At 63.2% G+C, this 12,518-nt stretch carries 10 protein-coding genes; 1 reads left to right on the plus strand and 9 read right to left on the minus strand.

Features of this window, described 5'->3' with window-relative positions:
* Window positions 1–296 precede the first annotated feature (296 nt).
* The 5 genes from OHL14_RS14450 to aceB all read right to left on the minus strand — a co-directional run bounded on the left by OHL14_RS14450 (window position 297) and on the right by aceB (window position 5,550).
* Window positions 297–806, minus strand: a complete 510-nt coding sequence (locus OHL14_RS14450) for a hypothetical protein (protein WP_263380058.1) — start codon at window positions 804–806, stop codon at window positions 297–299.
* 95 nt (window positions 807–901) lie between these two features.
* On the minus strand, window positions 902–1,174 hold the full coding sequence (locus OHL14_RS14455) for a hypothetical protein (RefSeq protein WP_263380059.1): 273 nt from the start codon (window positions 1,172–1,174) through the stop codon (window positions 902–904).
* 199 nt (window positions 1,175–1,373) lie between these two features.
* Complete coding sequence (locus OHL14_RS14460) at window positions 1,374–2,897, minus strand: CoA-acylating methylmalonate-semialdehyde dehydrogenase (RefSeq protein ID WP_263380060.1); 1,524 nt, start codon at window positions 2,895–2,897, stop codon at window positions 1,374–1,376.
* Window positions 2,898–3,109: 212 nt separating this feature from the next.
* A complete protein-coding gene (locus tag OHL14_RS14465) occupies window positions 3,110–3,817 on the minus strand; it encodes a helix-turn-helix domain-containing protein (RefSeq protein WP_263380061.1) in 708 nt (235 codons plus the stop codon).
* A gap of 134 nt (window positions 3,818–3,951) precedes the next feature.
* Window positions 3,952–5,550 (minus strand): malate synthase A, encoded by a 1,599-nt coding sequence (gene aceB, locus OHL14_RS14470; protein WP_263380062.1) that lies wholly within the window; start codon window positions 5,548–5,550, stop codon window positions 3,952–3,954.
* 58 nt (window positions 5,551–5,608) lie between these two features.
* On the opposite strand from aceB, the gene OHL14_RS14475 reads away from it, so the two are divergent.
* Window positions 5,609–6,826: a DUF2264 domain-containing protein gene (locus OHL14_RS14475; RefSeq protein ID WP_263380063.1), complete on the plus strand. Its 1,218-nt coding sequence runs from the start codon at window positions 5,609–5,611 to the stop codon at window positions 6,824–6,826.
* 387 nt (window positions 6,827–7,213) lie between these two features.
* Here the strand turns inward: OHL14_RS14475 and OHL14_RS14480 are convergent, their stop codons facing one another.
* The 4 genes from OHL14_RS14480 to OHL14_RS14495 form a co-directional block, all read right to left on the minus strand.
* Window positions 7,214–7,981 (minus strand): 2-keto-4-pentenoate hydratase, encoded by a 768-nt coding sequence (locus OHL14_RS14480; protein ID WP_263380064.1) that lies wholly within the window; start codon window positions 7,979–7,981, stop codon window positions 7,214–7,216.
* Window positions 7,982–8,216: 235 nt separating this feature from the next.
* Window positions 8,217–9,635 carry a (Fe-S)-binding protein gene (locus tag OHL14_RS14485; RefSeq protein ID WP_263380065.1) on the minus strand — a complete coding sequence of 473 codons (1,419 nt, stop codon included), beginning with the start codon at window positions 9,633–9,635 and terminating at the stop codon, window positions 8,217–8,219.
* 128 nt (window positions 9,636–9,763) lie between these two features.
* A complete protein-coding gene (locus OHL14_RS14490; RefSeq protein WP_263380066.1) occupies window positions 9,764–10,924 on the minus strand; it encodes an FAD-binding oxidoreductase in 1,161 nt (386 codons plus the stop codon).
* 126 nt (window positions 10,925–11,050) lie between these two features.
* Window positions 11,051–12,511, minus strand: a complete 1,461-nt coding sequence (locus OHL14_RS14495; protein WP_263380067.1) for an FAD-binding oxidoreductase — start codon at window positions 12,509–12,511, stop codon at window positions 11,051–11,053.
* Between the last annotated feature and the right edge of the window lie 7 nt (window positions 12,512–12,518).

The following is a 12,518-nucleotide window of genomic DNA, read 5'->3' on the forward strand; positions in this document are numbered from 1 at the left end:
CATACTTCAGGTCCTAAAGTCTTGAGCAGCAGGGAGTTATGTCTGCACTAAGTTTGCACCGAGACTGCACTAAGTGCGCGCGGTACGAAGAGAGGAAGATGCGGTGTTCCTTCTCTTATTTGTCCCTTTACTTAATTTTACCAAACCACAAAGGGTAAACATGCAATTATTATCTCCTTTTGAATGATGAGGTTAGGCTTGATGGGGGCTTGACAGGATTTAGGCTTTGACAGGAAGTGAAAACGCTGCACCGGAGGGTCCGGTGCAGCGTTTTCTTGTCTCGCGCCCTGCAGGGCTTAGTTCGTGGAGCCTAGTTCCGGAGCCTGGTTGACAGCCTGAAGCGGGCTGGCTGGGTTGCCTGAGGGTGTCCTGAGCCACTGCTCGACTTCGCAGGAGGCGTGGGCGGGTGTCATATCCCACGAGGTTCCGTCGGTGAACTCGACCTTCGAGGGGTAAAGCATCCAGGCGGCGTAGTTGGTGTTCTTCCAAGGCTTGATATTCAAGTCATAGGTAGCTTGCTGGCCGATGCGAAGGTGTTTGTGGACGTCGCCGATGACCTGCACTCGATGAAGTTGCTGGCTGCTGTCGTACATAGCTGCGCCGAACTCGATGCTCTGGATGGTGCGGTCCGAGGTATTGGCGAAGGCGAAGTCGATGCGATTGTTATGGACGGCCATGCCGGAGAAGTGCACGGCACAGGAGGGATTCTGAGCGTCCTGGAAGATGGGCTTGGGTTGAGCGGCGGATAAGCTGGACGCCGCGGAAGTCATTGCAAGTAATACCGGTAAAAGTGCTGCAGTCCTCATAGTGTTGCCCCTTTGCAAAGGTGGATACGTCAGGAGGTACTAACGTTGACCCATTCTTGCATAGGTGGAGGGGGTACGAAGGTAATGTTTCTGGATTATTTAGCGACAGGGAGAGGCGAAGGAGGACAGGCTAGGGGGGTGGGGACGGGAAGCAGGGCAAGTAGCAGATTCCCTTTGGGAAGGGCAACGCAAAAAGGCGAAGGCAAAGGCAGATGCAGATTCCTTCGCTGCGCTGCGGAATGACAAACCAAGACAGCAAAGGCAAAGGCAAAAGCAAAGGCAAAGGCAAAGGCAAAAGCAAAGGCAAAGGCAAAGGCAAAGGCAAAAGCAAAAGCAAAAGCAGATTCCCTTCGGGAATGACAAGCCAAAGGGCAAGGGCAAGGGCAAGGGCAAGGGCGAGGGCGAGGGCGAGGGCGAGGGCGAGGGCGAGGGCGAGGGCGAGGGCGAGGGCGAGGGCAAAGGAGAGGGGGAGGGCGAGGGCAAAAGCAAAGGCAAGGTCAGCCCCTTTCGACGGAGTCCAAGGGAGCGTTCAAGGGGCTGGATAGCGATTTATGCGGGGTTTTGGGGTTAGCCGAGGGTGGGCATCTTGGTGTCTACGCCGGTGCGGATGCCAGTGGGCCAGCGGCTGGTGACGGTCTTGATGCGGGTGTAGAAGCGGACGCCCTCGGGGCCGTGGACGGCGTGATCGCCGAAGAGGGAACGCTTCCAGCCGCCGAAGCTGTGGAAGGCCATGGGGACGGGGATGGGGACATTAATGCCTACCATGCCGGCCTGGACGCGGCGGGTGAAGTCGCGGGCGGTGTCGCCGTCGCGGGTGAAGAGGGAGGTGCCGTTGCCGAACTCGTGGTCGTTGATGAGCTGGAGGGCTGTCTCGAAGTTGCTGGCGCGGACGATGCCGAGGACGGGTCCGAAGATCTCTTCCTTGTAGATGCGCATGTCTGGCTTGACGTGGTCGAAGAGGCAGGCGCCGAGGTAGAAGCCGTTCTCAGTTGTGAGTTGTCCGTTCTCAGTTGTCAGTCTCGGGTTGCGGCCGTCGACGACGAGTTCGGCGCCTTCCTCGAGGCCGATGGCGACGTAGCTGGTGACCTTGTCGAGGTGGGCCTGGGTGACGACAGGGCCGAGGTCGGCTTCGGGAGAAGTGCCGGGGGCCCCGCTGCCGAGTTTCAGGTTGGCGATGCGGGAGGTGAGGCGCGAGATCAGGTTGTCGGCTGTCTCTGCGCCGACCGTGACCGCGATGCTGATGGCCATGCAACGTTCGCCTGCGGAGCCGTAGGCGGCACCGACGAGGGCGTCGGCGGCCTGGTCGAGGTCGGCGTCGGGCATCACGACCATGTGGTTCTTGGCGCCGCCGAGGGCCTGGATGCGTTTGCCTGCCTTCGTGCCCTGGGTATAGACGTACTCGGCGATGGGCGTGGAGCCGACGAAGCTGACGGCGGCGATGTCGGGGTGCTGGAGGAGGGTGTCGACGGCGAGTTTGTCACCGTGGATGACGTTGAAGACGCCGTCGGGGAGGCCGGCTTCCTTGAGCATCTCGGCGATGAGGATCGCGGCGCTGGGGTCGCGTTCGCTGGGCTTGAGGATGAAGGTGTTGCCGCAGGCGATGGCGACGGGAAACATCCACATGGGAACCATGGCGGGGAAGTTGAAGGGGGTGATGCCGGCGACGACGCCGAGGGGCTGGCGCATGGACCAGGAGTCGACGCCGGTGCCGACCTGTTCGGTGAACTCGCCTTTGAGCAGCTGTGGGATGCCGGTGGCGAACTCGACGACCTCGAGGCCGCGGGTGGCTTCGCCTTTGGCGTCGGAGAAGACCTTGCCGTGTTCGCGGTTGATGAGGGTGGCGACCTCGTCGAGGCGGCGCTCGAAGATTTCGCGGAAGCGGAAGAGCACGCGGGCGCGGCGCAGAGGCGGTTGCGCAGACCAGTCGGGGAAGGCGGCTTTGGCGGAGGCGACGGCGGCGTTGACCTCGGCTGCGGAGGCTAGCGGGACCTGGGCCTGGACGGTGCCGGTGGCAGGGTGGAAGACGTCGGAGGAGTGGCCGGAGGTGCCTGCGGTGGGGGCGTTGTCGATCCAGTGGGTGAGGATGTGCATGCGGCTCCTTCGGGTGAAGGAGCTATGGTAACGCAGGAGAAGTGAGAAGTGAGAAGTGAGAAGTGAGAAGTGAGAAGTGAGAAGTGAGAAGTGAGAAGTGAGAAGTGAGAAGTGAGAAGTGAGAGGGGAAGGTCGCGCGTCTTAAAGCGCTATGCCCCACCTTAGCGATGATGAGACCGTCGCAAAGATGGGGCACCCGACATGATGGGAGTTTATGCCGCTTCGGTGGGGACCAGCTTGCGGCGATTGCGGCGGAGGTCTCCGGTTTCGGCATCGAAGCTGATGATGAGAGCCTGCGCTGGCTTATCGCCGGTGGCTTTGTAGGTGCGCTGAGTCTCGCCGGAGATGTAGAGGACGTCGCGGGATTCGAGGACGTGGGGCTCGCCGCGACGGTTGACTTCGAGGGTGCCGTCAAGGACGTACACCATCTCGACGCCGGGGTAAATATGAGGATGGAACGGCTGGAATTCGTCGCCTGGGAAGAACTCTGCTTTGCAGGGACGCAGGCCGCCTTCGGGGACGAGGATGCCGAAGCTTTCTGAGATATAGTCGGCGCGACTGGAGCCGTGGGGAAGCCGGACACGATCCTTCTTGCGCTGGATGCGGAAGATACGCTGCGAGTTCGGATCTGCGGAGTCAAAGAAGTGCGAAAGATCCTTGCCGAAGACGAGCGCTACGCGTGCGAGGTTGCGCAGGGTCGGGACAACGCGGCCAGTCTCAAGCTGCGAAAGGAAGCTGGCGGAGAGGCCGGTTTTGCGACCGAGCTCGACGAGTCCCATGGAGCGCTTGAGGCGGAGGCGCTTGATGCGTTCGCCAAGATGTGCGGAGGCGAGCAGGTTTTCAGCCGAGTTGGGATCAACGGCGAGGATGCCGCCTTCTTCAGTGGTGACAGATTCGCTCGTGATTGTGGTTCTTGCCATGATGTCTCCAGTAACTCGTAACTGCCGATAGCGAGTCTGTCGGGTAGCCGACTTCCGCGATTCAACAAGTTACAGTAAAGATGGATGCGTTTGAGGGCATGGAAAGCTGCCTGAAGGTTCTATTTTGCGAGGGTTTACAGGGTCTCGTGGGCTAAGACCTGCTCGTAGGCAGGCAGGGTGAGGAAGTCGGGGAAGCGTGGGGCGGCGATGAGGTCGCGGGTAAGCTTTGCGGCTTGCTCGTATGCGGCAAAGCGGTTGGGGTCGACGGTGGCTTTCGCGCGGGTGAGTTCGGCGTCGATGGCGGCGTTGACGAGGGCTTCGGTGACGGGGCGGCCGTCGGTAAGGATGGCGTGGTGGTGGACCCACTGCCAGAGCTGGGCGCGGGAGATTTCGGCGGTGGCGGCGTCTTCCATGAGGTTGAAGAGCGGGACGCAGCCGATGCCGCGCAGCCAGGCTTCGAGATAGCCGAGGCCGACGGCGACGTTCTGGTTTAGGCCGGCTTCGGTGATGGTGCCGGTGGGGACGGCGAGGAGTTCGGCGGCGGTGCAGTCGTAGTCGGGGAGCTGCCGGGAGATTTGGTTGGGCTGCGGCATGATGCGGTCGAAGACTTCGAGCGCGATGGGAACGAGGCCGGGGTGAGCGACCCAGGTGCCGTCGTGTCCGTTGGTGGCTTCGCGTTCTTTGTCGATCTTGACGCCTGCGATGGCGCGGGCGTTGGCTTCGGGGTCGGACTTGATGGGGATGAGGGCGGACATGCCTCCCATGGCGGAGACGTTGCGGCGGTGGCAGGTCTTGATGCAGAGCTTGGAGTAGGCCAGCATGAAGGGCGAGGCCATGGTGACCTGGGAGCGGTCGGGGAGCAGCATGGACTGGTCGGCGGCGAGCTTCTTGATGAAGGAGAAGATGTAGTCCCAGCGGCCGCAGTTTAGGCCTGCGGAGTGCTCGCGGAGTTCGTAGAGGATCTCGTCCATCTCGAAGGTGGCGAGGATGGTTTCGATGAGGACGGTGGCCTTGATGCTGCCCTGTGGGACGTTGAGCAGCGACTGCGCGCGGACGAAGATGTCGTTCCAGAGGCGGGCTTCGAGGTGGGACTCCATCTTGGGCAGATAGAAGTAGGGGCCGGAGCCGCGGGCGAGGAGCTCCTTCGCGTTATGGAAGAAGTAGAGTGCGAAGTCGAAGATGGAGCCGGACATGGGGTCGCCGTCGACGAGGATGTGCTTTTCTTCTAGGTGCCAGCCGCGAGCGCGCACGAAGAGGACGGCGGGGTTGGGAATGAGTTCGTAGTGCTTGCCGGAGTTGGGGTCGTCGAAAGTGATGGTGCGGCGGACGGCGTCGCGGAGGTTGAACTGGCCGTCGAGGACGTTGTGCCAGGTGGGGGTGGTGGAGTCCTCGAAGTCGGCCATGAAGACGCGGGCGCCGGAGTTGAGGGCGTTGATGATCATCTTGCGATCGACGGGGCCGGTGATCTCGACGCGGCGATCGAGGAGATCGGAGGGAAGCGGAGCGACGACCCAGTTGGAGGCGCGGACGAGGGCGGTCTCGGGAAGGAAGTCAGGGCGTTCGCCGGCGTCGAGCCGCTGCTGGCGGGTGACGCGGGCGGCGAGGAGCTCCTTGCGACGGGGATTGAACTCGCGCTGGAGGGCGACGGCGAAGGCGAGGGCTTCGGGCGAGAGGATGTCGGCGTAGGCAGAGGGGACGGCGGCTTGGAGGGTGACTCCGGGAAGTTCGATCATGGCTTGTTCAGGATACGGCAGAGCGAGCGTGTGCGTTAGGATTCCGGGGGGAGGCGACATGGACCGCAGGAGGTTTTTGCAGGGGAGCGGGCTGCTGATGGCGGCGGGGGTGCCGAGGATGGAGGCGTCGCCGATCGTTGATTCGGTTGGGGATGTTCGTCGACGCTGGGTGATGTACCTGGAGAAGACTGCCGGGCCTGTGTTGACGGCGCTGAGTGAGCGCAGGCTGAAGGTGGTGATGCCGGTGGAGAGCAAGCCGGGGCAGGAGGCGAGTCGGCGACAGTGTACCTATCTGGAGGCGCTGGGGAGAACGCTGAGCGGCATTGCTCCCTGGCTGGAGAGTGGGAGTGAAACTGACCTGCGTAAGCGGTATTGCGGGCTGGCGCGGGAGGCGATCGCTGCCGGGGTCGATCCTGCTTCGGCAGACGCCATGCCGTTCGGAGCGACTTCGCAGACGGTCGTGGATGCGGCGTTTCTGGGGCTGGGGATTTTGCGGGCTCCGAAGGAGCTGGCGGACAAGCTGCCTGCGAAGGTGAAGGCGCAGTTGATCGAGGGACTGAAGAAGACGCGTGTGATCAAGCCTCCCGTGAACAACTGGCTGCTGTTTGCGGCTACAGTGGAGGCGACGCTGGAGCGGTTAGGTGCTGAGTGGGAACGTGGGCCGGTGGAGGTGGCGTTGCAGAAGCATAAGGACTGGTATGTCGGCGATGGCGTGTATGGCGATGGGCCGCAGTTTCATGCGGACTATTACGACAGCTTCGTGATCCATCCGCTCCTGCGCGCGGTCCTTGAGACTCCGGTGGGGAAGGTTGGCGTGGGGCCGGAGCTGGCGAAGGTGGAAGGCGAACGCGCTATGCGGTATGCGGCGATCCAAGAACGGATGATCGCTTGCGATGGGACCTGGCCGGTGGTGGGACGGTCGATTACGTACCGGTGTGGAGCGTTTCATCTGCTGGCGGATTCGGCTTTACGCGAGGAGCTGCCGGAGGGAGTGAAGCCCGCGCAGGTGCGTGGAGCGCTAACGGCAGCGATGGAGGTTTCGCTGGGAGCGGCGGGGTCGTACGACGAGGATGGATGGCTGGCGATTGGACTGGCGGGGCATCAGCCTGCGCTGGGGGAGACCTACATCTCTACGGGGAGTCTGTACCTGTGCCTGGAGGCGTTTCTGCCGCTTGGGCTGGGTGCAGACAAGCCGTTCTGGAAGGATGCGAGCGCGAAGTGGACGGCGCAGAAGGTGTGGGGTGGGGAGGATGTTGTGGCGGATCATGCGCTGTAGGCTTGCTGTTCCGGTGACAGACAACAGTTAGAAGCGAGATAACAGGGGCACGGGGGTCGCCAACACAGAATATTTCCCTTCAGATGCAGCTTTATAGATCGGGCCTCCGGCCCTCGGACTTTCCCCCCAAAGCTCGTAGGGCTTCGCCCTACGCTGGTATCGAACGGACCTCCGGCCCTGAATCAAGGGCTACGCGAGTATGGACGATGCTCTTGACGCGGGTTTTCTCCGCTTCGGTGATAAAGCTACCTCCGGTCGAGATACTCAAGGATCCTGTTCAGATAAGAGCGAAGAGATAGAAGCGAGACAATAGGGTGGATGGTCGCACGGTGCAATTTCACCTCTGGCGAGGAAGGTGCCAGAGCTGGAGTCGCGATTTCGTGGAATCTAGGCGAAGCGGATCTGGACGCGGCCTGCGGTGGCGAACTCGACGTCGACGCTGGCGTTCTTGTTGGCAAGGGTGTTGCCGGTCCAGGAGCCGGTGGTGATCCACTGGCCTTTCTTGAGGCCGCCGGTGCGGGTGGCACCTTCGTTGGCGAGCCACGGGATGAGCTTGAGGAGGTCGCCGGACGTGTTGGAGCCGGTGCGCTCGACGCGGATGACGCCGTCGATGGAGAGGTTGACTTTTTCCGTGTTGAAGTCGAAACCATGCCAAGCGTCGAAGGCAGGGCCGTAGACGAAGCCGCCGTGCATCTGGAGGTCGGCAAGGGAGGCGAACTTGGAGGCGGCGGCGGGGTCGGTGAAGGCTGACTCGAGGACCTCGATGACCGGATGGCAGGAGGCCATGGCGGCGAGGGCTTCTTCGCGGGTGTAGGGGGTGTCGCGTGGCGGCAAATCTTCGCCGATGAGGAAGGCGATCTCGGCTTCGAGGCCCCGGTAGAGGTGGCGGGGATCGGTGAGGGTGCTTCCGGAGGGAGCCATCCAGGCGGCGGGCATGGGCGCGAAGACGGGTGTGGCTTCGGGGGTGGGGGCGCCGATCTTCCAGCCGCCGATGGGGCCGAAGGCTGCGGCGACGGCGTCCTGCACGAAGTAGACTTCGGGGATGTCGGCGGGGATGAGCTCGGCGGGCAGGTCGGTGAGCGTCTTGCCGGTGCGGCGGGCTTCGAGCAGGGTGTCGACGGTGGTGAGCAGGATGTCTTCGCGGGTTCCGGTCATATAGTCAGTGTGCCTCAGAGACGTGGTGTGCGTCATGCTTCGTCGTGCAAAAGCAAACCTTGGGGCTAAAGCCCTCCGTTCGCTACGTTTTATGAGACTCGAGGCTCAAGCCTCGGGGTACCCGAGCTGTGGCGAGTGTGCAGAGGGCAACAGCAGGTCCTTCGCTTGCCACCCCAACGAACAAAGAACGTTCGCTAGGGACCCCGCCTGCGCTCAGAATGACAATATTTGAGATTTAGTGACGCTTCAGCAGGTTGTCTACTGTGAGACTGCGCAGGGAGGCGTCGAGGAGCTCGACCATGTGGAAGGTGGGGAGCTCGGCGTGTCCGTTGCGACGGAGAGCGGCTTGCAGTTGCAGCAGGCAGCCGGGGTTGGCGCTGATGAGGGCTTCGGCCTTGGTTTCGAGCAGGTGCTGGACTTTGCGGTCTCCGAGTTCATCGGCTGTTTCGGGATGCAGCAGGTTGTAGACGCCAGCGGAGCCGCAGCAGATGTTCGATTCGGCGAGCTCGGCGATGGTGAGGCCGGGGATATGTGCGAGCAGAGCGCGGGGTTCGGCGTAGATGCCCTGCGCATGGCGGAGGTGGCAGGCATCGTGGTAAGCGGCCCGAAGGGGGAGCGGTGAGAGCTGCGCCGTGATGGGAGCAGCGGCGAGGAGTTCGGAGATGTCCTTGCAGCGTTTGGAGAAACGCGCGGCGCGGCCGGACCAGGCGGGGTCGTTGCGGAGGAGGTGGGCGTACTCCTTCATGGTGCTGCCGCAGCCTGCGGCGTTGATGACGATGGTGTCGGCCTGTGCGCGCTCGAAGATGGCGATCATGCGGCGTGCGTAGTCCATGGCCTCGTGTTCGAGGCCGGAGTGGACCATGAGAGCTCCACAGCAGCCTTGCGCGGGAGGAATGACGACGTCGTAGCCGACGGCGGAGAGGACGCGGGCGGTGGCTTCGTTGACGTGCTTGAAGTAGGCGTCCTGCACGCAGCCGGTGAGCATGGCGACGCGGCCGAGGGTGTTGGTGACGGGGACGGATTCTGCGAACCCACTTCCCAGAAGCGGGACATGGGGCACCCGGTCTTGTGGTGATTCTGACCAACGGGTTTGTGCAGGGATGAGTTTCGGAAGTTTGCGGAAAGGGTTGAGAGGGACGGTGGGGAGCAGAGCTTCCATCGCATGGAGGCGGCGGGGCAGCAGGTTGAGGAGGCCTGATTTGCGGGCAAGGGCTTGGATGCCGAAGCGCTGGTAGAGTGCGATGGGAAGGCCGAGGAGCTTGAGGCGTGTGGGGTGCGGGAAGGTGCTGAAGAGCATCCAGCGGAAGAGACGTTCGGATAGAGGACGGACGGTGTGGGCTTCGATCTGTGCGCGGGTGTCTTCGATGAGCTTGTTGTACTCGACGCCGGAGGGGCAGGCGGTCATGCAGGACATGCAGCCGAGGCAGTTGTCGATGTGGGTGCGGAGGTTGTGGTCGAGGTGTTCGTCTTCGTTGGCTTCGCCGATGGTGGACTTGCGCATCATCCAGATGCGACCGCGCGGGGAGTCCATCTCATTGCCCCAGAGGACATAGGTGGGGCAGGCGGGGAGGCAGAAACCGCAGTGGACGCACTTGTCGAGTAGTGAGAGCGGTAGGGTGACGGCGGGTTGGATTTGGGTGAGGGGTTCGGGCATGGAGTCTGTGGTGGTACGAGTCGTGGCGGAACGGTTCGGGCGGTTGTGACGAATTTCGATGTGACGGGGTTCTTCGGCTGCGCTACGCTCCGCTCAGAATGACAGAGTTTAGCAGGGCTGGCGAAGCACTAGAGGCCTCCAACGAACCTGCCGGGGTTGAGGAGGCGGTGGGAGTCGAACTCGTTCTTGATAGCTCGCATGACGTCGAGGGCGGCGGGCGGGTGCGCGGGGTTGTTCCATGGGTCAATGTCTGTGGGAAGTGCGCCGCGCTGCAGGATGACGGCGGTGCCGCCGATGGGTGCAAGACGGGCGCGGAGGTCTTCGAGGATGGTGGCGAGGCCTGCGGCGGGCGCGACGAGAGCGACGGTGACGATGCCTGAGGGGTCGGCTACGGCCTGGGCGGTGATGCCGTGGGCTGCGAGTTGCGCGAAGCCTGCGATGAGAGCGGAAAGCTTGGTTGGCAGTGTAGTGAGTTTGAGGATGGTGGCGTTGGGGATGGCGAAGAGTTGTTCGCGTGTGGTGTAGATGTCGACCGTGGTGGGTTCGAGGGAGAGCTTCGAGGCGAGTCGGCGGAGGCGCTGTTCGTGGTCGTCGAGGGCTTCGGGGACGGCGGCAAACTGGATGTCGAGCGCGAAGGCGTCGGGTTCATTGCGCAGCTGCATGGCCTCGAGGCTCATGGCGGAGGTGACGAGGTGCTGCATGAGGTCGGCAAGGGCTGCGATGTCGGCAGAGCGCGCGGTGAAAGTCGAGGTATGCGCGGGCAGAGGGTGGAGACGGAAGGTGGCCTCGGTGATGATGCCAAGCGTGCCGAAGGAGCCGGTGAGGAGCTTGGGGAGATCGTAGCCTGCGACGTTCTTGACGACCTTGCCGCCGGTGCGCGCGATGGTGCCGTCGGCGAGCACGACGGTCATGCCGAGAACGAGATCGCGGAGACCTCCGTAGCGCATGCGAAGCAGGCCGGAGTCGTTGGTGGCGAGGATGCCGCCGACGGTGGCGCGCTCGGGAAAGAGTGGGTCAAGGGCGACGCGCTGGTGGTGCCTGGCGAGCTGCGACTGGAGGGCCGACCAGGTTGTGCCTGCGCCGACCGTGGCTGTGAGGTCCTGCCAGGAGTGCTCGCGTACGCCGGAGAGGTTGGCGAGGGAGATGGTGTCGTCGGTGGTGATGGCGTTGCCCCAGGCGAGCTTGGTGCCAGCGCCGGTGGGCGTGATGGTGCGGCCCAGCGCGGAGGCTTCGCGGAGGATGGCGGAGAGTTCTTCGGTGGTAGCGGGGGAGTGCGTCTTGGTGGGCATGGGCTGAAATGGATCAACATCTTGTAACTACGAGCTAACAGCAGGTCCTTCGACTATGCCTCTTGCGATGAAGCCGCGAGAGGCTCCGCTCAGGATGACAATTCTATTGCAGGTATGAAGTTCGTTTTAGTAGACCTCCGCGATACCGGCGGCTTCGATGGGGTGGGGGATATAGGCGCCGTGGCGGCGTTCGCCGCAGAGACGTGGCGTTGGGAAGAGCTTTTCGGGGTTGGCGAGGTTGTTGGGGTCGAAGGCGCGGCGCACGCGCTGCATGGTGGCGAGGTCGGGCTCAGCGTGCATGTAGCTCATGACGCACTGCTTCTCGCGGCCAATGCCGTGCTCGCCGCTGATGGAGCCGCCTGCGTCGACACACATGCGGAGGATGTCGTAAGAGAGGATGAGGGCGCGGTCCTCTTCGCCGGGGTTAGCGGCGTCGTAGAGCACCATGGGATGCAGGTTGCCGTCGCCTGCGTGGAAGACGTTGGCGATTCGCAGGCCGGTCTCCTCGGACATCTGCTTCATGCGTGTGAGCACGGCGGGTAGGGCGGTGCGCGGGATGACGCCGTCCTGCACGATGTAGTTGGGCGAGACTCTGCCCATAGCGGCGAAGGCGGCTTTGCGACCCTTCCAGACAAGGGCGCGTTCAGTGTCGGTTTGGGCGAGGCGCTGCTCCCAGGCTTTGTTTGTAGAGCAGAGGGAACGGACTTGCGCCATCTGGGCTTGGACCTCGGCGGTGGGGCCGTCGAGTTCGACCAGCAGCAGGGCGTCGCAGTCGGGATAGCCCGCGTGGACGGCGGCTTCCGCCGCAAAGATCGACGTCCGGTCCATCATCTCCATCGCCGAGGGCAGCATGCCGGCGGCGATGATGTCGGAGACGGTCTGCGCGGCATCGGTGGCGGAGTCGAAGGCGGCGAGGAGGGTCTGCACGGTCTCAGGGCGGCGCGTGATGCGGAGGACGGCTTTGGTGGCGATGCCGAGGGTGCCTTCGGAGCCGATGAACACGCCGGGGAGATCGTAGCCGGGGCTGTCGACGAGGCCGTGCTCAGAGCCGAACCAGCGGATGTCTCCGTTGGGCAACACGACCTCGCAGCCGAGGACGTGCGTGGTGGTGAAGCCGTACTTGAGGCAGTGCGCGCCGCCTGCGTTTTCGGCGAGGTTGCCGCCGATGGTGCAGACAGTTTGGGAGGAGGGATCTGGAGCGTAGAAGTAGCCTGCGGATTTCACGCGCTCAGTGACTTGCGTGTTGGTCACGCCGGGTTCGACGGTGATGCGCGCGTTTTCGAGATCGACGGAAAGGACCTTGTTCATGCGGGCGAGGCAGATGACGAGCGAGTTTTCTGCGGGGAGCGAGCCTCCGCTGAGGCCGGTACCTGCGCCGCGGGCGACGAAAGGGATGCTGTGCGCGGCGCAGATCCTGATGACGGCGGAGACTTCGGCGGTGGTGCGTGGGAGGACTACGGCTGAGGGCAGGGTGCGGTAGGCGGTGAGGCCGTCGCACTCGTAGGTCTGCAGCTGGTTGCGGTCGACGATGAGTCCGCGCGCGTCGACGGCGGCGCGGAGTTCGTCGAGGATGGCTGGGGTGAACACGTTGTTA

The sequence above is a fragment of the Granulicella paludicola genome, from assembly GCF_025685545.1.
Taxonomy (GTDB): domain Bacteria; phylum Acidobacteriota; class Terriglobia; order Terriglobales; family Acidobacteriaceae; genus Granulicella; species Granulicella paludicola.

Excerpts from the sequence above, each read along its gene's own strand:
- OHL14_RS14490 (WP_263380066.1), bottom strand. The coding sequence starts at position 10,924 with ATGCCCACCAAGACGCACTCCCCCGCTACCACCGAAGAACTCTCCGCC.
- OHL14_RS14480 (WP_263380064.1), bottom strand. The coding sequence starts at position 7,981 with ATGACCGGAACCCGCGAAGACATCCTGCTCACCACCGTCGACACCCTG.
- OHL14_RS14475 (WP_263380063.1), top strand. The coding sequence starts at position 5,609 with ATGGACCGCAGGAGGTTTTTGCAGGGGAGCGGGCTGCTGATGGCGGCG.
- OHL14_RS14465 (WP_263380061.1), bottom strand. The coding sequence starts at position 3,817 with ATGGCAAGAACCACAATCACGAGCGAATCTGTCACCACTGAAGAAGGC.
- OHL14_RS14485 (WP_263380065.1), bottom strand. The coding sequence starts at position 9,635 with ATGCCCGAACCCCTCACCCAAATCCAACCCGCCGTCACCCTACCGCTC.
- OHL14_RS14450 (WP_263380058.1), bottom strand. The coding sequence starts at position 806 with ATGAGGACTGCAGCACTTTTACCGGTATTACTTGCAATGACTTCCGCG.
- OHL14_RS14460 (WP_263380060.1), bottom strand. The coding sequence starts at position 2,897 with ATGCACATCCTCACCCACTGGATCGACAACGCCCCCACCGCAGGCACC.
- aceB (WP_263380062.1), bottom strand. The coding sequence starts at position 5,550 with ATGATCGAACTTCCCGGAGTCACCCTCCAAGCCGCCGTCCCCTCTGCC.